General features: G+C 64.6%; 18 protein-coding genes. 5 read left to right on the top strand and 13 right to left on the bottom strand.

The annotated features are described in order from the left end of the window. Window position 1 precedes the first annotated feature (1 nt). Genes CAL22_RS01650 through CAL22_RS01630 form a run of 5 tightly spaced genes read left to right on the top strand, consistent with a single transcriptional unit; the run spans window position 2 to window position 4,957 of the window. The gene (locus CAL22_RS01650) at window positions 2-922 is read left to right on the top strand and encodes an ABC transporter permease (protein ID WP_094809773.1); all 921 of its coding nucleotides are present in this window, start codon (window positions 2-4) and stop codon (window positions 920-922) included. Further along, entirely contained in the window at window positions 919-1,896 is a 978-nt protein-coding gene (locus CAL22_RS01645) for an ABC transporter ATP-binding protein (RefSeq protein WP_094809771.1), read from the top strand. The genes CAL22_RS01650 and CAL22_RS01645 overlap by 4 nt, the downstream gene beginning before the upstream one ends. Next, window positions 1,893-2,903 carry an ABC transporter ATP-binding protein gene (locus tag CAL22_RS01640; protein WP_094809769.1) on the top strand — a complete coding sequence of 337 codons (1,011 nt, stop codon included), beginning with the start codon at window positions 1,893-1,895 and terminating at the stop codon, window positions 2,901-2,903. The genes CAL22_RS01645 and CAL22_RS01640 overlap by 4 nt, the downstream gene beginning before the upstream one ends. Window positions 2,904-2,905: 2 nt before the next feature. Further along, on the top strand, window positions 2,906-3,811 hold the full coding sequence (locus CAL22_RS01635) for an alpha/beta hydrolase (RefSeq protein ID WP_094809767.1): 906 nt from the start codon (window positions 2,906-2,908) through the stop codon (window positions 3,809-3,811). 15 nt (window positions 3,812-3,826) lie between these two features. Next, on the top strand, window positions 3,827-4,957 hold the full coding sequence (locus tag CAL22_RS01630; RefSeq protein ID WP_094809765.1) for a M20 family metallopeptidase: 1,131 nt from the start codon (window positions 3,827-3,829) through the stop codon (window positions 4,955-4,957). Window positions 4,958-4,978: 21 nt separating this feature from the next. Here the strand turns inward: CAL22_RS01630 and CAL22_RS01625 are convergent, their stop codons facing one another. The 13 genes from CAL22_RS01625 to CAL22_RS01565 form a co-directional block, all read right to left on the bottom strand. After that, window positions 4,979-7,039 (bottom strand): UvrD-helicase domain-containing protein, encoded by a 2,061-nt coding sequence (locus CAL22_RS01625; protein WP_094809763.1) that lies wholly within the window; start codon window positions 7,037-7,039, stop codon window positions 4,979-4,981. Between the two features lie 42 nt (window positions 7,040-7,081). Beyond that, the gene (locus CAL22_RS01620; RefSeq protein WP_094809761.1) at window positions 7,082-9,145 is read right to left on the bottom strand and encodes a primosomal protein N'; all 2,064 of its coding nucleotides are present in this window, start codon (window positions 9,143-9,145) and stop codon (window positions 7,082-7,084) included. 388 nt (window positions 9,146-9,533) lie between these two features. Beyond that, window positions 9,534-10,607 carry a uroporphyrinogen decarboxylase gene (gene hemE / locus CAL22_RS01615; protein WP_094809759.1) on the bottom strand — a complete coding sequence of 358 codons (1,074 nt, stop codon included), beginning with the start codon at window positions 10,605-10,607 and terminating at the stop codon, window positions 9,534-9,536. 81 nt (window positions 10,608-10,688) lie between these two features. Beyond that, the gene (locus tag CAL22_RS21090; protein WP_244193751.1) at window positions 10,689-11,453 is read right to left on the bottom strand and encodes a hypothetical protein; all 765 of its coding nucleotides are present in this window, start codon (window positions 11,451-11,453) and stop codon (window positions 10,689-10,691) included. Window positions 11,454-11,626: 173 nt separating this feature from the next. After that, window positions 11,627-12,052: a F0F1 ATP synthase subunit epsilon gene (locus CAL22_RS01605; RefSeq protein WP_094809757.1), complete on the bottom strand. Its 426-nt coding sequence runs from the start codon at window positions 12,050-12,052 to the stop codon at window positions 11,627-11,629. A gap of 9 nt (window positions 12,053-12,061) precedes the next feature. Next, window positions 12,062-13,462, bottom strand: coding sequence for a F0F1 ATP synthase subunit beta (gene atpD, locus CAL22_RS01600; protein ID WP_094809756.1), 1,401 nt, complete (start codon window positions 13,460-13,462; stop codon window positions 12,062-12,064). 37 nt (window positions 13,463-13,499) lie between these two features. Next, complete coding sequence (gene atpG / locus CAL22_RS01595) at window positions 13,500-14,405, bottom strand: F0F1 ATP synthase subunit gamma (RefSeq protein ID WP_094809754.1); 906 nt, start codon at window positions 14,403-14,405, stop codon at window positions 13,500-13,502. Between the two features lie 97 nt (window positions 14,406-14,502). Continuing rightward, window positions 14,503-16,044, bottom strand: coding sequence for a F0F1 ATP synthase subunit alpha (gene atpA, locus CAL22_RS01590; RefSeq protein WP_094809752.1), 1,542 nt, complete (start codon window positions 16,042-16,044; stop codon window positions 14,503-14,505). Between the two features lie 37 nt (window positions 16,045-16,081). Then, window positions 16,082-16,621 carry a F0F1 ATP synthase subunit delta gene (locus CAL22_RS01585; RefSeq protein ID WP_094809750.1) on the bottom strand — a complete coding sequence of 180 codons (540 nt, stop codon included), beginning with the start codon at window positions 16,619-16,621 and terminating at the stop codon, window positions 16,082-16,084. 12 nt (window positions 16,622-16,633) lie between these two features. Continuing rightward, window positions 16,634-17,104 carry a F0F1 ATP synthase subunit B gene (locus tag CAL22_RS01580; RefSeq protein ID WP_043210264.1) on the bottom strand — a complete coding sequence of 157 codons (471 nt, stop codon included), beginning with the start codon at window positions 17,102-17,104 and terminating at the stop codon, window positions 16,634-16,636. Window positions 17,105-17,225: 121 nt separating this feature from the next. Further along, window positions 17,226-17,468, bottom strand: coding sequence for a F0F1 ATP synthase subunit C (gene atpE, locus CAL22_RS01575; protein ID WP_003815363.1), 243 nt, complete (start codon window positions 17,466-17,468; stop codon window positions 17,226-17,228). 115 nt (window positions 17,469-17,583) lie between these two features. Further along, on the bottom strand, window positions 17,584-18,465 hold the full coding sequence (gene atpB, locus CAL22_RS01570; protein ID WP_094809748.1) for a F0F1 ATP synthase subunit A: 882 nt from the start codon (window positions 18,463-18,465) through the stop codon (window positions 17,584-17,586). A 66-nt stretch (window positions 18,466-18,531) separates the two neighbouring features. After that, the gene (locus CAL22_RS01565; protein ID WP_167383533.1) at window positions 18,532-18,948 is read right to left on the bottom strand and encodes an ATP synthase subunit I; all 417 of its coding nucleotides are present in this window, start codon (window positions 18,946-18,948) and stop codon (window positions 18,532-18,534) included. Between the last annotated feature and the right edge of the window lie 204 nt (window positions 18,949-19,152).

The following is a 19,152-nucleotide window of genomic DNA, read 5'->3' as shown; positions in this document are numbered from 1 at the left end:
CATGGCAACCCCTTCCAGCAATGGCCGCACGCGCACGGTTCCGCCCCTGGCCGAAACCCCGCGCCGCGCCCAGATCCTGAAGAAGCTGCGCAGCCGCCCGACGCTGCGCGGCTCGGCGTTTGCGCTGTTCATCCTCATCGCCATCGTGCTGATTGCGCCGTTCTTCGCGCCGCAGAACCCCTACGATCTGGCCAACCTCAACCTGCTCGACGGACGCCTGCCGCCACGCTCGCCCATGATGGATGGCGGCATTTACTGGCTGGGCACCGATGACCAGGGCCGTGACATGCTCAGCGCCATTCTCTACGGCCTGCGCATCAGCCTCTTCGTGGGCCTGAGCGCCGTGGCGCTGGCCACGGCCATCGGCAGTCTGGTGGGCCTGGTGGCGGCCTACACCGGCGGCATCATCGACGCCGTGCTGATGCGGCTGGTCGATTTCATCCTGGGCTTTCCGACCATTCTGGTGGCCCTGGTGCTGCTGGCCATGATGGGCCGCGGCGTGGACAAGGTGATCCTGGCGCTGGTGATCGTGCAATGGGCCCACTACGCCCGCATCATGCGCGGCCGCGCCCTGCAAGAGCGGCGCAAAGAGTACGTGGAAGCGGCCGCCAACCTGGGTTTCCCGGCCTGGCGCATCATGCTGTTTCACCTGCTGCCCAACTGCATGGGGCCGGTGATGGTGTTCGCCACCATCCAGATCGCCAACGCCATCGTGCTGGAGGCCACGCTGTCCTTCCTGGGCGTGGGCGTGCCGGTGACCGAGCCGTCGCTGGGTCTGCTCATCGCCAACGGCTTTCAGTACCTGCTGTCCGGCGACTACTGGATCAGCCTCTTTCCGGGCCTGGCCCTGCTGATCCTCATCCTGACCATCAACATCGTGGGCGACCGCCTGCGTGAAAGCCTGGACCCGCGACGAGCATGAGCGACACTATTCTCGAGGTGCGCGGTCTGCGCACCGCATTTCACACCGAAGCCGGCGCCTGGCCGGCCGTCGACGGCGTGGACCTCACCGTCAAGCGCGGCGAGATCGTGGGGCTGGTGGGCGAATCCGGCTCCGGCAAATCCGTCACCGGCTTCTCTTTGCTGGGGCTGATCGACCCGCCCGGGGAAGTCGTGGCCGGCGAGATCCGCTTCAAGGGCAAGGATCTGCGCAAACTGAGCGAAGAACAGATGCGCCAGTTGCGCGGCAACCGCATCGCCATGATCTTCCAGGATCCGCTCATGACGCTCAACCCGGTGCTCAAGGTCGGCGAACAGATGATGGAAGCCATCCTCACGCACGAGAACGTCTCGCGGCAACAGGCGCTGGAGCGGTGCCGCGAGGCGCTGGCCATGGTGGGCATCCCCGCGCCCGAAAAGCGCCTCAACGCCTATCCGCACGAATTCTCCGGCGGCATGCGCCAGCGCGTGGCCATCGCCATCGCCATGCTCAATCGTCCGGACCTCATCATCTGTGACGAACCCACCACGGCGCTGGATGTCACCATCCAGGGCCAGATCCTCTATCGCATGCAGGAAATCTGCCGCGAGCACAAGACGGCCCTCATCTGGATCACCCACGATCTGGGCGTGGTGGCCGAGTTGGCGGACAAAGTGGCCGTCATGTATGCGGGGCGCATCGTCGAGGCCGGCCCGGTCAACGACATCCTGGATGCGCCGCGCCATCCCTACACGCGCGGGCTGCTGGACTCGATGCCGGCCCAATCCATGCCGGGCAGCCGCCTGCACCAGATCAACGGCATGGCGCCCAGCCTGTCGGCGCGGCCCTCGGGCTGTGCTTTCCGACCCCGCTGTCCGAACGTGATTCCCCGCTGCACCGAGCAGCCGCCCGCCGCCACCCAGGAAGGGCCGCGCAGCTACCGCTGCTATGTACCGATTGCCCGCGAGGCCGCATGACCCAGACCGACACCCCTGTTATCGAACTGCGCGACGTCCACAAGCGCTTTGAGAACCGCCCGGACATCGCGCAACGCCTGCTTGCGCTGGCCGGCAAACCCATCGACCGCCGCACGGTGCATGCCGTCAACGGCGTGTCGCTATCGGTGGCGCGCGGCGAAGTCGTGGGCCTGGTGGGCGAGTCCGGCTGCGGCAAATCGACGCTCGGCCGCGTGGTGGCCGGGCTGCATCACCAGAGCTCCGGCGAGCTGTATTACCAGGGCCGCGAGGTGAGCAGCCTGCAGAACGCCGACAAGCTGGCCTACACGCTGGGCGTGCAGATGATCTTCCAGGACCCGCAGGCCTCGCTCAATCCGCGCCAGCGCCTGCGCCAGATCCTGGGCGAAGCGCTCAAGGTGCACAAGCTGGCGCCGGCGGCCGACATCCCGCAGCGCGTGGATCGCGCGCTGGCCGAAGTCGGCCTGGACCGCGAGTACCGCGATCGCTTTCCGCATCAGATATCGGGCGGACAGCGCCAGCGCATCGGCATCGCGCGCGCGTTGCTGGTCGCGCCGAAATTTCTGGTGTGCGACGAGCCGGTGGCCGCGCTGGATGTGTCCATCCAGGCTCAGGTCATCAACCTGTTCATGGACTTGCGCGAGCAGCACGGTTTTACCTATCTGTTCATCAGCCATGACCTGGGCGTGGTGCGCCACATCTCCGACCGGGTCGCCATCATGTATCTGGGCAAGATCGTCGAACAGGCCAAGGCTTCGGAGATCTTCGCGCACCCCAACCATCCCTACACCCAGGCCCTGATGGCCGAAGTGCCGGATGTCGAACGGCGTGGGCGCAAGTTCACGCCCATTCGCGGCGAGATCCCGTCACCGCTGAATCCGCCCTCGGGCTGTACCTTTCATCCGCGCTGCCCGCAGGCCATGCCGCGCTGCAAAGAAGAAGCCCCCGAGCTCAAGACCATCGCCGCAGGCCATATCTCGGCCTGCCATCTCAACGACAACGCCGCCTGATCATGAAACCCGCCGAACTGAGCAACGCCGACCGCATGGCCATCGAACTGGGCCATGCGGGCCGCAACAGCTTCATCTATGTGGATGACGACCGCAACGCCGATCGTCCCTTTACGCTCAACACCTACCGCCCCTACGGCTATACGCCGGAAGACCCGGTGGTCATCGTCCAGCACGGCGTGCTGCGCAACGGTGACGACTACCGCGACTTCTGGATCCCGGCGGCCGACAAACACCGCCTGCTCATCATCGCGCCGACGTTCTCCAACGAGATCTGGCCCGGCGTGGACAGCTACAACAACGGCCGCGTGTTCACGCCTTCGGGCAACCCGCGCCACGTCGACGGTTGGACCTACGCCCTGGTCGGGCGCGTGCTCAAGGATCTGGCGGCCTCCGAGATATCGGTGTGCAAGCCCGTCTACCTCTTCGGCCATTCGGCCGGCGGGCAGTTCGTGCACCGTCTCATGAGCAGCCAGCCTTCCGAGGCGTTTGCGGGCGTGATCGCGGGCAACCCGGGCTGGTACACCCTGCCCACCCTGGATCTGCCTTACCCCGAAGGCATGGGCGGCGTGGGCCTGACCGAACAGCATCTGGCCCGGCTGCTCGCCTATCCCATGATCATCCTGGCCGGCGATCAGGACATCGCCACCGATGACCCCAATCTGCCCAGCCAGCCCGAGGCGCTGCGCCAAGGGCCGCATCGCTATGCGCGCGCCCACCACTACTACGAAGCGGGCCGCCAGGAAGCCGAACGCCGCGGCCTGCCTTTTGCCTGGCACTTGCAGACGGTGCCCGGAATCGGCCATGATGGACGCGCCATGTCCGCCGTTGCCGCCAACCTCTGGTTCGACGGCAGCATGCCCGACGCCGCCACGCTGGCCGCCCTGGCCGGCAATCACACCGCCTGAGCTCCTTCCCAAGCCATGACCACGCTTCCGAATACGCAAGAACTCGTCGCCGAAATCCAGACCTGGGTGCAGTGCGAATCGCCTTCCCATTACGTCGAAGGCATCACCGCCATGGCGCATCTGGCCGCCGAGCGGGCCCGCGCCATCGGCATGCAGGTGGAAGTCACCTCGCTGGGCGCCGAGGTCGGCCCCATGGTGCTGGCCACCACGCGCGCGCCCGGCGACACACGGCCCGGCATTCTGATCATCGGCCATATCGACACCGTCCACCCTGTGGGGACGCTGGCCGACAATCCCTGCCGCATCGAGGATGACCGCCTCTACGGCCCGGGCAGCTACGACATGAAAGCCGGCATCGTGCTGGCGCTGGCCGGCCTGCGCGGGCTGACCCAGCCCGGCGCGGCACGCCTGCCGATAGACTTTCTGATGGTGCCCGACGAAGAAACCGGCAGCCACGCCTCGCGGGAACACATCGAACGTCTGGCCAAGCAGGCCAAGTACGGCCTGGTGTGCGAACCGGCACGCCCCAACGGCGGCAAATGCGTGACCGCGCGCAAGGGCACGGGCATGCTGCGCCTGGGCGTCAAGGGCCGGCCGGCCCATGCCGGCATGTCGCACGAGAAAGGCCGCAGCGCCATCCGCGAAATGGCGCACCAGATCCTGGCCCTGGAGAACATGACCGACTACGCGCGCGGCGTGACCGTCAGCGTCGGCACCATCGCCGGCGGCACGGTGACCAACACCGTGCCGGCGCACTGCCGCTGCGTGGTGGACTTCCGCGTGCCCGACATGGGCGCGGCCAAGGACGTGCTCGCCCGCATGCGCCAACTGTGCGCCGTGGGCCCCGATGTCGAACTGGATATCGATGTCGAGCTGAACCGTCCGCCCATGGTCAAGACGCCCGAATCGGCCGCGCTGCTGGCGCTGGCCCAAGGCTATGCCAGCGAAGCCGGCTTCCCGCTCGAAGACGCGCCCATGACCGGCGGCGGCAGCGATGCCAACTTCACCTCCGCGCTGGGCGTGCCCACGCTCGACGGCCTGGGCGCCGATGGCGACGGCGCGCACACGCTGCACGAGTACATCCAGATCTCCACCCTGGATATGCGCGCGAAGTTCTGGCACTTGTTGCTGCGCGACCTGGCCTGAACGCCGCCGGCCGCCGCAGGCTTATTTCTGCAGCAAGGCCTTGAGCATGCCCAGGCGTTCCTTGGGGCTCAAGGCCGCGGTGGCCGCGTCTTCCTTGATGCCGGGCTGAGACAGGCCCATCTCCTCGATAAAGCGCGAGGGTTCACACACCCGGTCTTCCCGGGCGCGCCGCCGCTTGCGGCACCAACTCAGATGCAGGCTGCGCTGCGCGCGCGTGATCCCCACATACATGAGACGGCGCTCTTCCTGAATGCGCGTGGCCAGATTGTTGGCGGCATTCTCCGGATCAGTGTCTTCTTCGTCGCGGCCCACATGGGGCAGCAAGCCTTCCTCCACGCCGACCAGATACACGTGCGGATACTCCAGCCCCTTGGACGCATGCAGCGTGGACAGCTTGACCGCATCGGGCTCCTCGTCTTCGCCGCGCTCCAGCATGGTGACCAGCGCCACGTGCTGCACCAGTTCGAATAGCGTCATGCCATCTTCTTCGGCTTTGCGCTTGAGCCAGGACACCAATTCCATCACGTTCTGCCATCGCGTCTGGGCCGGACGCTCTTCCAGCGTGTCAAAGAGATAACGCTCGTACTGAATGGCCGCAAGCAGGTCGTCCAGCAACGGCCCGGCCGGCTCGGCCGCGCGTGTGGTGGCGCCGTCGGCGCCGCGCCCGGCACGCCACTGAATGCGGCGGATGAACTCGCCGAAGGTGCGCAGCGGCTCGAGTTGCCGTGGTTGCAGCAGCGCCTCCAGCCCCTCTTCGGATGCGGCCTGCAACAGCGAAATCGCCCGCTGCGCCGCATACTGCCCGAGCGTCTGCAGCGTGGCCTGGCCGATACCGCGCTTGGGCGTGGTGGCGGCACGGATAAACGCCGGATCGTCCTCGTCATTGGCCACCAGACGCAGATAGGCCAGAATGTCGCGCACCTCGGCCTTGTCGAAAAAGCTCTGGCCGCCCGAGATGGTGTACGGGATCTTCAGATTCCGCAGCGCCTGCTCCAGAATGCGCGACTGATGGTTGCCGCGGTACAGGATGGCGAAATCCTTCCACTGCGCCTGGCGCTCAAAGCGCGACGCCGACACTTTCATTGCCACCGATTCGGCCTCGTGCTCATCGCCATCCATGGGGCTGACGGTGATGGGCTCGCCGGCGCCCAAATCCGACCACAGCTTCTTTTCGAACAGCTTGGGATTGCGCTCGATCACATTGTTGGCGGCCGCCAGGATGCGCTGCACGGAGCGGTAGTTCTGCTCCAGCTTGATGAGCTTGAGGTTGGGATAATCGGTCGTGAGCTTGGCCAGGTTTTCGATGGTCGCGCCGCGCCAGGCGTAAATGGCCTGGTCATCGTCGCCCACGGCGGTAAACAGCGAACGCATGCCCGTGAGCAATTGCACCAGGCGATACTGGCAGACATTGGTGTCCTGATACTCATCGACCAGCAGATAGCGCACGCGATTCTGCCAGCGCGTGCGGACCTCTTCGTTGTGCTCCAGCAGCATGGCCGGGATGCGGATGAGGTCATCGAAATCCACCGCCTGATAAGCGGCCAGCGTCGCGGCATAGCTGCGGTAGACGGCCACGGCTTCCACTTCGCCGGGCGTGACAGCCACCTTGGCCGCGTCGTCCGGTTCGAGCAAGCCGTTTTTCCAGAGCGAAATAATCGACTGCACCTCGCGCAGGCGGCCGCGATCGGTCGTGGCCAGCAGATCCTGGATAATGGCCATCGCGTCATCGGCATCCAGGATCGAGAATTGCGGCTTGAGCCCGGCGTGCGCGGCCTCTTCGCGCAACAGGCGCACACCCAGGGCGTGGAAGGTGCTGATCGTCAGCCCTTTGGCCAACTGGCGATCCACCAGGGTCTTGACCCGCTCGGCCATCTCGCGCGCGGCCTTGTTGGTGAAGGTCAGCGCCACGATGTTGCGTCCCATGTAGCCGCACTCCCGCAGCAGATAGGCAATCTTCTGCGTGATGACGCGCGTCTTGCCGCTGCCGGCGCCGGCCAGGACCAGGCAGGGGCCGTCCAGATAAAGCACCGCCTCTTTCTGGGCGGGATTCAGGCCGTGGCCGATCGGGGTATCAGTGGACATGGTGTAAGCGTGGGGGTCAGGATAGCCGCGGGCGCGAAGACGTCAGATCTCCAGAGGATCGACCTCCAGTTGCCAGCGCGCGCGGGCCTGTGCCGCCAGCGGCACGATGGCGTCGAGCCAATGCGGCAGAAACGCCTGCAGGGCGGGGCGGCTGGCGCTCTCGACCAGCAATTGGGCGCGCTCGACATTGGCCACGCGCACAATCCGCAGCGGCACGGGATCGTAGAGTGTAATCGCCTCGCTCAGGCTTTCGCCGGCCTGCCTGGCCGCCTGCAGAAACGCCAGCGCCTGGGCGACTTCGCGCGCCTCCGAGGTCAACAGCGCCTGGTAGGCGAAGGGCGGCAAGCCCGTGACCTCGCGCTCCTCGAGCGAATGACGGGCAAAACCCGCGTAATCATGGCGGATCAGCGCCTGGTAGACGGGTTGTTCGGGATAGCCGGTCTGGATGAGCACCTCGCCGCCGCCGACATGGCGGCCGGCGCGGCCGGCCACCTGCATCAGCTGGGCAAACAAGCGTTCCGGCGCACGGAAGTCCTGGGCAAACAGCATGGAATCCGCATTCAGCACGCCGACCAGGCCCAGCTTCGAAAAGTCATGGCCTTTGGCCACCATCTGCGTGCCCACCAGAATATCCACCTCGCCGGCATGCACCGAGGCGAACAGCGCCTGGGCGCTGCCCTTGCGCCGCGTGCTGTCGGCATCGATGCGGGCAATGCGCGCCTCGGGGAAAAGCTCGGCCAGATGCTCCTCGATGCGCTGCGTGCCGCGGCCCATGGGTTGCAGATCCTGATCGCCGCAGTCCGGGCAGGCGCGCGGCACCTGCCCCTGATAGCCGCAATGGTGGCAATGCAGCCGGTAGCCACCCTTGGCGCCGGCGCGGTGCAGCACGGTGAAGGCCGAGCAGCGCGGGCAATGCGTCACCCAACCGCAAGACGCGCAATGCAGCACCGGCGCATAGCCGCGGCGGTTCAGAAACACCAGCGACTGTTCGCCCCGCGCCAGGCGTTCGGTAATGCCGTCGATCAATTGCGGCGACAGCCCGTGCTTCATTGGCAGCCGGCGCGTGTCCACCAGGCGCATGCGGGGCAACTCCGCGGCACGCGCGCGATGGGCCAGCGTCAGCAACTGATAATGGCCGCGTTGGGCGTGATGCCAACTCTCCAGCGAGGGCGTGGCCGAGCCCAGCACGACAGGGATGCGCCGTTCGTGTCCGCGCCACACCGCCAGGTCGCGGGCAGAGTAGCGCAAGCCTTCCTGCTGTTTGTAAGAAGCGTCATGCTCCTCATCGACCACGATGAGCCCCAGATCCGGCATGGGCGCGAAAATCGCCATGCGCGTCCCCAGCAGCATGCGCGCCTGTCCGCGCTGCACCCGCGCCCAGGCCTGCAGCCGCTCGCCATCGGACAGCCCGCTGTGCAGCACGGCCAGCCCGTCCTGCCCGATCAGACTCTCGAAGCGGGCGCGCAGAGCGGCCTCCAGCTGCGGCGTCAGGTTGATTTCCGGCACCAGCAACAACACCTGCCGCCCGGCGGCCAGGATGCGCTGTGCGGCGTGCAGGTACACCTCGGTCTTGCCGCTGCCCGTCACCCCATGCAGCAAAACGGTCTTGAAGCCGCTGATCCCGGCAATGGCCGCCACCGCCGCGGCCTGCGGCGCGTTGAGCGCCGGGGCGGTATCGGGCTGAGCAGGCGCGGCGGCGGCGCGCCGCGGCTTGCGCGCGTCCAGGCGCGCCACCGGCCCGGCGCCGGAGCGCTTGCCCTGATAGGCGGTGGGCTTGCGTAACGGCGGCGGCAGCACCGGCAGCATGACTTCGCCCAGCGGGCGTTGATAGTACTCGGCGGCAAACTGGGCCAGCCGCATCCAGTCGGCGGGCAAGGGCGGCAGATCCTCGAGCACCTGTTCGATCTCCCGCACCTGCGCCACGTCGATGGACGGCTGCTCGGGCAGGGCCAGCACGACGCCCACCAGTTTGCGACGCCCGAAGGGGACGATGACCCGGCTGCCGGGCTGCACCGCCGCCGCGTCCAGCCCGGCCGGCAGACGGTAATCAAACGGGCCATAGAGCGGCACGTCCAGCGCGACGCGAACCCATACCGGCTCAAGCATGACGCAGGGGTGCCGGCCGCGTCCGAGGACGGGCGGCGTAACGGAAAGACCGGGCCGGAGACGGGCGCAAACGAGGTTCCAACTTAAAGTGGATTCTGGAAGATGGCGCTAAGCGCCGCACGTGCCGAGGGGATTGGAGAGAAATTTTCCGGCCTGTGGATAACTTTGGGGAAAAACACAAAACAATTCGATCGGACCGATCTGCCACAGGCTCGGCATGCTTGGCAAGCCATTCAATAACCATGAAATTATCATTAAAATTCATTGGCTTATCTGAATTTTACACTGCCGTGACGAGAAATTTCGGGTTTTCCCCATCGCTGTCATTGCTGTGCACAACTCAAACCGAAGGCAGGCCGAGAATGCCGTTTGTGACGCAAGCGGTCACTCACTTAGCATGCAAGGCACGGCTGTATTGATGCACTTCGTCGACCAGCTCATGGACCGCCTCGGGCGGGGTGAATTGGGAGATCCCGTGCCCCAGATTGAAGACATGCCCACCCTGGGCCACTGGCCCGAACGCATCAAGCGTGCGCCGCGCTTCGGCGCGGATCGCCTCGGCCGAGCCGAACAGCGTCATCGGGTCGAGATTGCCTTGCAAAGCCACCCGATCGGCCACCCGGCGCCGGGCCTGCCCCAGGTTGACCGTCCAATCCAGGCCCACGGCGTCGCAGCCGCTGGCGGCGATATCCTCCAGCCACAGGCCGCCGCCTTTGGTGAAGGCGATGACCGGCACCCGGCGTCCCTCGCGCTCGCGGTGCAGGCCGGCGATGACCTTGCGCGTATACGCCAGCGAGAACGCCTGATACAGGCCATCGGCCAGCACACCGCCCCAACTGTCGAAAATCATCACCGCCTGCGCGCCGGCTTCGATCTGGTGGTTCAGATAGTGCGTGGTGGCCTCGGCGTTGATCTCCAGGATGCGGTGCAGCAAGTCGGGCCGCGAGTACAGCAATGTCTTGATCTGCCGGTAGTCGTCGCTTCCCTTGCCCTCGACCATGTAACAGGCGATGGTCCAGGGGCTGCCGGCAAAGCCGATCAGCGGCACCCGCCCATCCAGGGCGCGCCGTATGCTGCTGACCGCGTCAAACACGTAGCGCAGCTTGTCCATGTCCGGTACGGCCAGACGCGCGACATCGGCCTCGTCACGGATGGCATGCGCAAAGCGCGGGCCCTCGCCTATGGCGAAATCCAGGCCCAGGCCCATGGCATCGGGCACGGTCAGGATATCGGAGAACAAAATGGCCGCATCCAGCGGAAAGCGCTCCAGGGGCTGCAGCGTCACCTCGGTGGCATAGGCCGTATTGCGGGCCAGGCCCATGAAAGAACCGGCTTTGGCCCGCGTGGCCCGGTACTCCGGCAGATAGCGCCCCGCCTGCCGCATCAGCCAGATTGGCGTGTAAGGCACAGGCTCGCGCAGCAGCGCGCGCAGAAAGACATCGTTCTTCAGGGCAAGGGACACGGCTTTCCTCGGATGATAGGCAGCGCACGATTTTACCGCCCCTGGGCCCCGCGGCCTTGCGCGGCCGCAAGATGGCGGCGCCTAACCCGGGCGCGGCCGCTGCTCGCGGGCCTGTTCGCGATACGGGGCGGCCTGGATGCGGTGCTTGCGCATCAAGGCCCAGAAGGCACGGCGGTGCTTGGCTGCGGCGCGCGCGGCCTGCGTGACATTGCCCTCGTAGCGCGCCAGGCTGCAGTGCAGATAGGTACGCTCGAAATGCCCCACCACGCGGGCCTTGGCCGCGCCAAACGGGGTGTCCAGCAACGAGGCATCAACGGCCGCGGCGTCCTCGCCAGGTTCGCTCAGCGTCGTGGCGGCATCCTCGAAACGGCCGCGCCGCACGTCATAGACCCAGGCCTCGTCCGGCTCGAGGGCCGGCGCGGCGGCGCGGGCGCGGCGCCGGCTGGCCAGGGCAATGCGCAGGCGCAGTTCTTCGGTCGAATCCGGCCGCAGGAAATCATCCAGGCCCAAGGGCAGCAGATCACGCAGGGCCACGCTGCCGACGTCGCTGGCCAAGGCCAGCACGGGCGTTTGCAATTGCTCGCGGGCCGCCGCCAGGGCCGTGCGCACCCAGGACAACGTGGCCGATTCCACCGGCAACACGCAGGCATCGAAACGGCGCAGGCTCAGAGACGAAGCGGCCAGCCAGGAGGGGTCGCAGACACCGGGCGAGACGGCCGGCTCCTGAGGGAACAGGCGCGGATAGCCATTGCGCAGGCCTTGCCGCTGCACGCCTTGCATCCAGTCATGCAGCCAGGTCCCATGCCCAGGCACTAATACCAAGGCGCAATCGTAGGTTTCACGCATCGCAACTCCTCTGTCGTACGGGAAGAAAGAGGCTACGCGACTTCGCTGGCGCTGCGATAGGCGATGGGGCCGCATTGCGGCAACTGCGCGAGACAAGATCGAAGCACTCTCGGCGGGCCCAAAACAGAACAGCGACCCGAAGGTCGCTGTTCTGTTTGCCGTCCGCGTGGTGCTTAGTGCGAATTGCGGCCGCTGCGCAGGCGGCGAGCCGCCGCGGCCTGTGCTGCCAGCATGGCCAGCTCGGCTTCGACCACGGCGATGTCCTCGCGGTCCTTGGCGTTGCGCAAGGCCTCTTCGGCCTTCTCGCGCGCCGCCAGGGCACGGGCTTCGTCCAGGTCAGCGGCACGGATGGCCGTATCGGCCAGCACGGTCACGCTGCCGGGCTGCACTTCCAGAATGCCCCCGGCGACGAAGATGTTTTCCTCGCCTTCGTCGGCACGGACGATCTTGACCGTCCCGGGGCGGATGCGCGAAATGAGCGGGGTGTGGCCGGGCAAAATGCCCAGTTCGCCCGACTCGCCAGGCAGGACCACGAACTTCGCCTCACCGGCGAAGATCGCTTCCTCTGCGCTGACCACATCAACATGCAGGGTTGCCATAATGGATCCTTATTGCAGTTTCTTGGCCTTCTCGAAGGCTTCGTCAATCGTGCCGACCATGTAGAAGGCCTGCTCGGGCAGCGTATCGCACTCGCCGCTGACGATCATCTTGAAGCCACGGATGGTTTCGGCCAACGGCACGTACTTGCCGGGCGAACCGGTAAACACTTCGGCCACGTGGAAAGGCTGCGACAGGAAGCGCTGGATCTTGCGCGCGCGGGCCACGGCCTGCTTGTCTTCCGGCGACAGTTCGTCCATACCCAGAATCGCGATGATGTCGCGCAGTTCCTTGTAGCGCTGCAGCGTCTGCTGCACGCCACGGGCCACCTGGTAGTGCTCTTCGCCCACGACTTGCGGGTCGAGCTGGCGGCTGGAGGAATCCAGCGGATCCACGGCCGGGTAGATACCCAGGGCGGCGATGTCACGCGACAGCACCACGGTCGAGTCCAAATGCTGGAAGGTCGTGGCGGGCGACGGGTCGGTCAAGTCATCGGCAGGCACGTACACGGCCTGGATGGAGGTGATCGAGCCGGTCTTGGTCGAGGTGATGCGCTCTTGCAGAACGCCCATTTCCTCGGCCAGCGTCGGCTGGTAGCCCACGGCCGACGGCATACGGCCCAGCAGTGCGGACACTTCCGTACCGGCCAGGGTGTAGCGGTAGATGTTGTCCACGAAGAACAGAATGTCACGGCCTTCGTCGCGGAACTTCTCGGCCATCGTCAGGCCGGTCAGCGCCACGCGCAGACGGTTGCCCGGGGGCTCGTTCATCTGACCGAACACCATGGCGACCTTGTCCAACACGTTCGACTCTTCCATTTCGTGGTAGAAGTCGTTGCCTTCGCGGGTACGCTCACCCACACCGGCGAACACCGACAAGCCGCTGTGCTGCTTGGCGATGTTGTTGATCAGTTCCATCATGTTGACGGTCTTGCCCACGCCGGCGCCGCCAAACAGGCCGACCTTGCCGCCCTTGGCGAACGGGCACACCAGGTCGATCACCTTGATGCCGGTTTCGAGCAGTTCAACCGAGGGCGACAGTTCGTCGAACTTCGGGGCGTGCTGGTGAATGGCGCGCTTTTCGTCGGCCTGGATCGGGCCGGCTTCGTCGATGGGGCGACCCAGCACGTCCATGATGCGGCCCAGCGTGCCGTGACCGACCGGCACCGAGATCGGGGCGCCGGTACGATTGACGGGCATGCCACGGCGCAGGCCGTCGCTGGAGCCCAGGGCGATCGTGCGGACCACGCCGTCGCCGAGCTGCTGTTGCACTTCGAAGGTCAGGCCCTTCTCGGCGAACGAGGAACCCTCGTCGGCCAGGGTGAGCGCTTCGTAGATCTTGGGCATTTCGTCGCGGGGGAACTGAATGTCCACCACGGCGCCGATGCACTGAACGATGGTTCCGTTGCTCATGTCGATTCCTTGATATTTTGACGGGATACTGCCCGGCTTACACCGCGGCAGCGCCCCCTACGATTTCCGAAATTTCCTTGGTGATCGCGGCCTGGCGGGTCTTGTTGTAGACCAGCTGCAGCTCACCGATGACCTTCTTCGCGTTGTCCGACGCCGCCTTCATGGCGACCATACGAGCGGACTGTTCCGAGGCCATGTTCTCGGCCACGGCCTGATACAGAAGGCCTTCGACGTAGCGTTGCAGCAAATCGTCGATCACGCTCTTGGCGTCCGGTTCGTAGATATAGTCCCAGCTATAGTCAGATTTGACCTCAGCCGTGCCATCCAGAAGCTCCATGCCCGACTGGAAGGGATCGTCCAAACCAGAGGCCAGCGGCAAGAGGCGCAAGAACACCGGCTCCTGCTTCATCGTATTGACGAAGCGGGTGGTCGCCACGTAAAGCGCGTCGATGCGGCCTTCGAGGTAGTCGTCCAACTGCACCTTGATGGCGCCCAGCAGGCGATCCAGATCGGGCTTGTCGCCGAGCTGGGTTTCCTGCGACACCAGCTTGGCGCCGATACGGGTCAACAGGCCGAGGCCCTTGTTGCCGAAGGCGGTCGACTGCACCTTGATGTTCTGCGCTTCGAAGTCCTTCAGGCGCGACAGAGCAAGACGGCTGATGTTGGTGTTCAAGCCACCGCACAAGCCCTTGTCCGTGGTAACCAGCACCACGCCCACGGCCTTGATCTCGCGTTCCTGGAGATAGGGGTGGTTGTACTCGGGATTGGCCTGCATCAGATGCGCGGCGATCTCGCGCACCTTGTTGGCGTACGGACGGCCCGCGCGCATCCGGTCCTGCGCCTTGCGCATTTTGGATGCGGCGACCATTTCCATCGCCTTGGTGATCTTGCGCGTGTTCTGCACGCTCTTGATCTTGGTTCGGATTTCCTTGATTCCGGGCATTGCGCTTTCCTGTTGAGACGGCTGGCGGGTTCGGCCTCTGGCCTGGCCCGCCCTACCGTAGGATGGGCGTCAACCCATCACTACGCCAGAACTTGCCTTAAAAAGCACCGTGCTTCTTGAAATCCTGGACAGCTGCGGCCAATTCGGCTTCGTCGTCCTTGGACAGTTCCTTGGTGTCCTCGATGCGCTGGATCAGGGCGGCATGCTTGGCCTTGAGCAGGTCCTTGAAGGACTTCTCGAAAGACAGCACTTGAGCCACGTCCACGTCATCCAGGTAACCGTTGTTCACGGTGTACAGCGACACGGCCAGTTCCCACACTTGCAGCGGCTGGTATTGCGGCTGCTTGAGCAGTTCGACCACGCGCTTGCCGCGCTCGAGCTGGCGACGGGTAGCGTCGTCCAGATCCGAGGCGAACTGTGCGAAGGCGGCCAGTTCACGGTACTGCGCCAAGTCGGTACGGATACCGCCGGACAGCTTCTTGACGACCTTGGTCTGCGCAGCGCCACCCACACGCGACACCGAGATACCGGCGTTGATAGCGGGACGGACACCGGCGTTGAACAGGTCGGTTTCCAGGAAGATCTGGCCGTCGGTGATCGAGATCACGTTGGTCGGCACGAAGGCGGAAACGTCACCGGCCTGGGTTTCGATGATCGGCAGCGCGGTCAGCGAGCCGGTCTTGCCCTTGACGGCACCGTTGGTGAACTTCTCGACATACTCTTCGTTGACGCGAGCGGCACGCTCGAGCAGACGCGAGTGCAGATAGAACACGTCGCCCGGGTAGGCTTCGCGGCCCGGCGGACGGCGCAGCAGCAGCGAGACCTGGCGATAGGCCCAGGCTTGCTTGGTCAGATCGTCATAAATGATCAGGGCGTCTTCGCCACGATCACGGAAGTATTCGCCCATCGTGCAACCGGCGTAGGCAGCCAGGTATTGCATGGCGGCCGAGTCGGAGGCCGAAGCGGCCACGACAATGGTGTACTCCATCGCGCCGTGCTCTTCGAGCTTGCGCACGACGTTGTTGATGGTCGATGCCTTCTGGCCGATGGCGACGTACACGCAGGTGACGCCCTTGCCCTTCTGGCTGATGATGGTATCGACGGCAACAGCGGTCTTGCCGGTCTGGCGGTCGCCGATGATCAGCTCGCGCTGGCCACGGCCGATCGGGACCATCGAATCGATAGCCTTGACGCCGGTTTGCAGCGGCTGCGACACCGAGCGGCGGGCGATAACGCCGGGCGCCACTTTTTCGATGATGTCGGTTTCCGTCGTGTTGATCGGACCCTTGCCATCGATGGGCATGCCCAGCGTGTTGACCACGCGGCCACGGAGGGCGGGGCCGACCGGCACTTCGAGAATGCGGCCGGTGGTCTTGACCTGGTCGCCTTCGGACACGCCGGTGTAGTCGCCCAGAATCACGGCGCCGACCGAGTCGCGCTCGAGGTTCAGAGCCAGACCGAAAACATTGTTGGGAAATTCGAGCATTTCGCCCTGCATCACGTCGGACAGACCGTGGATGCGGGTAATACCGTCGGTCACAGAGACGACGGTACCTTGGGTACGAACATCAGTCGAAGCGCCCAGGCCCTCGATGCGGCTCTTGAGCAGTTCGCTGATCTCGGAGGGATTGAGTTGCATATTGACTCCTGGAATCCTGTTAGTCTCGCGTGCCTTGTCAGGCGGCCAGCGTATCGCGCAAGCGGGCCAGTTGGGCTTTCACGGAAGTATCGAGCACCTGGTCCCCGACGGCCACGCGCACACCGCCGATCAGGGACTGATCGACCGTGACATGCGGCTTGAGCTTGAGACCGAATTTGACTTCGAGCGCGGCGATCAGCTCGTTGACCTGAGCATCACTCATTTCGAACGCGCTGGTGATTTCCGCCTGCGCCGTGCCCTCGTGACGATTTTTCAGATCGACAAATTGCGTGGCGATGCTGGGCAGCAGCAACAGCCGGTCGTTCTGCACCAGCAGGTCAATGAAATTGCGCGCGGCCTGCGGCAGCGGCGATTTGACCAGGCTGGTGAACACCTGGCCACGCTGTGCGTCGTCCAGGCGCGGATCGGTCATCGCCTCGCGCACATCGGGGTTGGCGGCAACCTGGGCCAGTTCGCCGACGAGCTCGGCCCATGCGGCCAGGCCAGCCTTGTCGTCGCGCGCAGCGCCGAACAGAGCTTCGGCGTAGGGGCGGGCAACAGTGGAAAGTTCAGCCATGACGTTCCCGGATTAAAGCTGTGCCTTGAGCTGGGTCAGCAGCTCGGCATGGGCGCGGGCGTCCACCTCGCGTTTGAGGATCTGTTCGGCACCCTTGACGGCCAGCGCAGCGACTTCGTCGCGCAGGGCATCACGGGCACGCTGAACTTCCTGAGCGGCGTCCTGGGCGGCTTGGGCCACGATGCGCGCACGTTCGGCTTCGGCTTCGCGGCGGGCTTGATCGATCAGGCCGGCAGCTTGCTTCTCCGCGTCGACGATGCGAGCGTGGGTTTCAGATTTGGCAGAAGCCTCGATCAGACTGACGCGCGCTTGGGCCTGGGCCAGGTCGGCTTTCCCTTTCTCGGCGGCGGCAAGGCCGTCGGCGATTTTTTGGCGGCGCTCATCGATCGCCTTCGTCAGGGGCGGCCACACGAATTTCATCGTGAACCAGCCCAGAACGAAGAACACGAGCATCTGGAAGAAGATCGTCGCGTTCAGATTCACGGTCGTTCCTTTAACACCTTGCGGCTCCGGCTACCCGACGCGGGGCGGCACGGAGCTCTCGATACTTGCCGGGCGTACCACGCCCAGCTGCGGGCCCGCCTCGCGCCGGCGGGCATGGCCTTTATCCGACGAACGGATTGGCGAAGGCGAACAGCATGGCGATACCCACACCGATCAGGAACGCCGCGTCGATCAGGCCGGCCAGCAGGAACATCTTGGTTTGCAGCGCGTTCATCAGTTCGGGCTGACGAGCCGAAGCTTCCAGGTACTTGCCGCCCATCAGTGCGATACCGATGCAAGCGCCGATGGCGCCCAGGCCGATGATGAGACCGCAAGCGAGAGCAACGAAAGCGACGTTGGTCATGACAACTCCTTGGTTAAAAATCTGAAGTCAGAAATGTTAGAAAACGGGTACTACTTGAATGCAAGAAAATCTTGCCATCGGTGCCCGCCACCATGGCGTGCACCGAAAATTGGGATCAATGACCTTCGTGAGCCTGACCGATGTACACCAGGGTCAGCATCATGAAGATGAATGCCTGCAGCAGCACGATCAGGATGTGGAAGATTGCCCACACCGAACCGGCCAACACATGCCCAATGCCCAAACCGATGCTGGAGGCGTTAAAGCCCGTCCAGGCGCCACCCAGCAGGGCGATCAGCATAAAGACCAGCTCACCGGCAAACATGTTGCCGAACAACCGCATGCCGAGCGAAACCGACTTGGCGGCGTACTCGATGAGGTTGAGCAACAGATTGAAGGGCGCCAGCACGACGGCCGCCAGGCCATGCGCGTGGAACGGCGCGGTGAACAATTCTTTGACGAAACCGGCCGGGTGCTTGATCTTGATGCCGTAATAGAACATCAGGAGCAGCACGCCCAGCGACATGCCCATCGGCACGTTCAGGTCGGCAGTGGGGAGAATGCGGTGGTAATAAAGCGGATCGCCGTGATGCGCGCCCAGGCCGGTGATGCGCCACAGGGACGGCAGCAGATCGACCGGCAGCAGGTCCAGCGCGTTCATCAGGATGATCCAGACGAAGACGGTCAGGGCCAGCGGCGCGACGAACAGGCGGCTCTGGGCGTTGTGCACGATGCCCTTGGCCTGATCGTCGACCATGTCGACGATCATTTCGACAAAACCCTGGAAGCGACCCGGCACGCCCGACGTGGCACGGCGCGCGGCCAGCCACAGGAAAAAGACGACGACCAGACCCATGAGGCCGGACCAGAACAACGAGTCATAGTTGATGACGTTGAACTGGGCGATAACGGACTGTTTCTCACCCAGGTTGTTCAGGTGCACCAAGTGATGCTGGATGTACTCGGACTGAGGCGACGCGCCACTGGCTGCAGCCATGTGAAATCCTACCCTGTTTGCTGTGCGCCGCCTCTTGCGAAACGGCATGCACGATTGTTAATTGCGCTATGACAACTTGCGGAACATCAACAGCACGAGATAGCCCTTGAGCGTCAATATCAAGCCCAACAGCACCGCCGGCCAGACCAACCAGGCCTGTGTGTAGTGCCATATCAGCCACAACAGCAGCGCCGTTATGAACAGCTTGAACATCTCGCCCACGAAAAAGGTCAACGGATTGGGCTGTACCGACTTGACGACGTTTATCAGTAAGCGCAATGCAAACAATGCATTGGGCAAGAAATACGCCCCCGCTCCCAATAACGCCGACGTTGCCGCCGCCGTTCCCGCAACCGCCCCCGCGATTGCTGCCGCCACGAGTCCCATGAGCCCCTGTGCCAAGACAGCCATAAAGAGTTCCCGGCACGCACGCGCATTGATGGCCGCGCGATCCGCATCGGTAAGAACCAAACTCTTCTGCATTAAGCTTCCCCGCCCATAACCGCCCACGATATCGCCACGACATCGCAGCACGGCTCAAGGCTTGCTTCGAAAGTGGCCCTGCAACCCGATTTCCGTGCCTTCCGCCGCCGCCCGCTCCCCGTCGCCGACAGGGTCGGCAATGGCTGGCAAGTGCATCAGATAAGCCCCCAGGATATGGGGTGGGAATCGAGCCACCGAACGTGG

This window comes from Bordetella genomosp. 12, assembly GCF_002261355.1.
In the GTDB taxonomy this organism is placed as follows: Bacteria; Pseudomonadota; Gammaproteobacteria; order Burkholderiales; family Burkholderiaceae_B; genus Bordetella.
This window is presented reverse-complemented; position numbering and strand designations above follow the sequence as displayed.

Excerpts from the sequence above, each read along its gene's own strand:
- CAL22_RS01650 (WP_094809773.1), top strand. The coding sequence starts at position 2 with ATGGCAACCCCTTCCAGCAATGGCCGCACGCGCACGGTTCCGCCCCTG.
- CAL22_RS01645 (WP_094809771.1), top strand. The coding sequence starts at position 919 with ATGAGCGACACTATTCTCGAGGTGCGCGGTCTGCGCACCGCATTTCAC.
- CAL22_RS01640 (WP_094809769.1), top strand. The coding sequence starts at position 1,893 with ATGACCCAGACCGACACCCCTGTTATCGAACTGCGCGACGTCCACAAG.
- CAL22_RS01635 (WP_094809767.1), top strand. The coding sequence starts at position 2,906 with ATGAAACCCGCCGAACTGAGCAACGCCGACCGCATGGCCATCGAACTG.
- CAL22_RS01630 (WP_094809765.1), top strand. The coding sequence starts at position 3,827 with ATGACCACGCTTCCGAATACGCAAGAACTCGTCGCCGAAATCCAGACC.
- CAL22_RS01625 (WP_094809763.1), bottom strand. The coding sequence starts at position 7,039 with ATGTCCACTGATACCCCGATCGGCCACGGCCTGAATCCCGCCCAGAAA.
- CAL22_RS01620 (WP_094809761.1), bottom strand. The coding sequence starts at position 9,145 with ATGCTTGAGCCGGTATGGGTTCGCGTCGCGCTGGACGTGCCGCTCTAT.
- CAL22_RS21090 (WP_244193751.1), bottom strand. The coding sequence starts at position 11,453 with ATGCGTGAAACCTACGATTGCGCCTTGGTATTAGTGCCTGGGCATGGG.
- CAL22_RS01605 (WP_094809757.1), bottom strand. The coding sequence starts at position 12,052 with ATGGCAACCCTGCATGTTGATGTGGTCAGCGCAGAGGAAGCGATCTTC.
- atpD (WP_094809756.1), bottom strand. The coding sequence starts at position 13,462 with ATGAGCAACGGAACCATCGTTCAGTGCATCGGCGCCGTGGTGGACATT.
- atpG (WP_094809754.1), bottom strand. The coding sequence starts at position 14,405 with ATGCCCGGAATCAAGGAAATCCGAACCAAGATCAAGAGCGTGCAGAAC.
- atpA (WP_094809752.1), bottom strand. The coding sequence starts at position 16,044 with ATGCAACTCAATCCCTCCGAGATCAGCGAACTGCTCAAGAGCCGCATC.
- CAL22_RS01585 (WP_094809750.1), bottom strand. The coding sequence starts at position 16,621 with ATGGCTGAACTTTCCACTGTTGCCCGCCCCTACGCCGAAGCTCTGTTC.
- atpE (WP_003815363.1), bottom strand. The coding sequence starts at position 17,468 with ATGACCAACGTCGCTTTCGTTGCTCTCGCTTGCGGTCTCATCATCGGC.
- atpB (WP_094809748.1), bottom strand. The coding sequence starts at position 18,465 with ATGGCTGCAGCCAGTGGCGCGTCGCCTCAGTCCGAGTACATCCAGCAT.
- CAL22_RS01565 (WP_167383533.1), bottom strand. The coding sequence starts at position 18,948 with ATGCAGAAGAGTTTGGTTCTTACCGATGCGGATCGCGCGGCCATCAAT.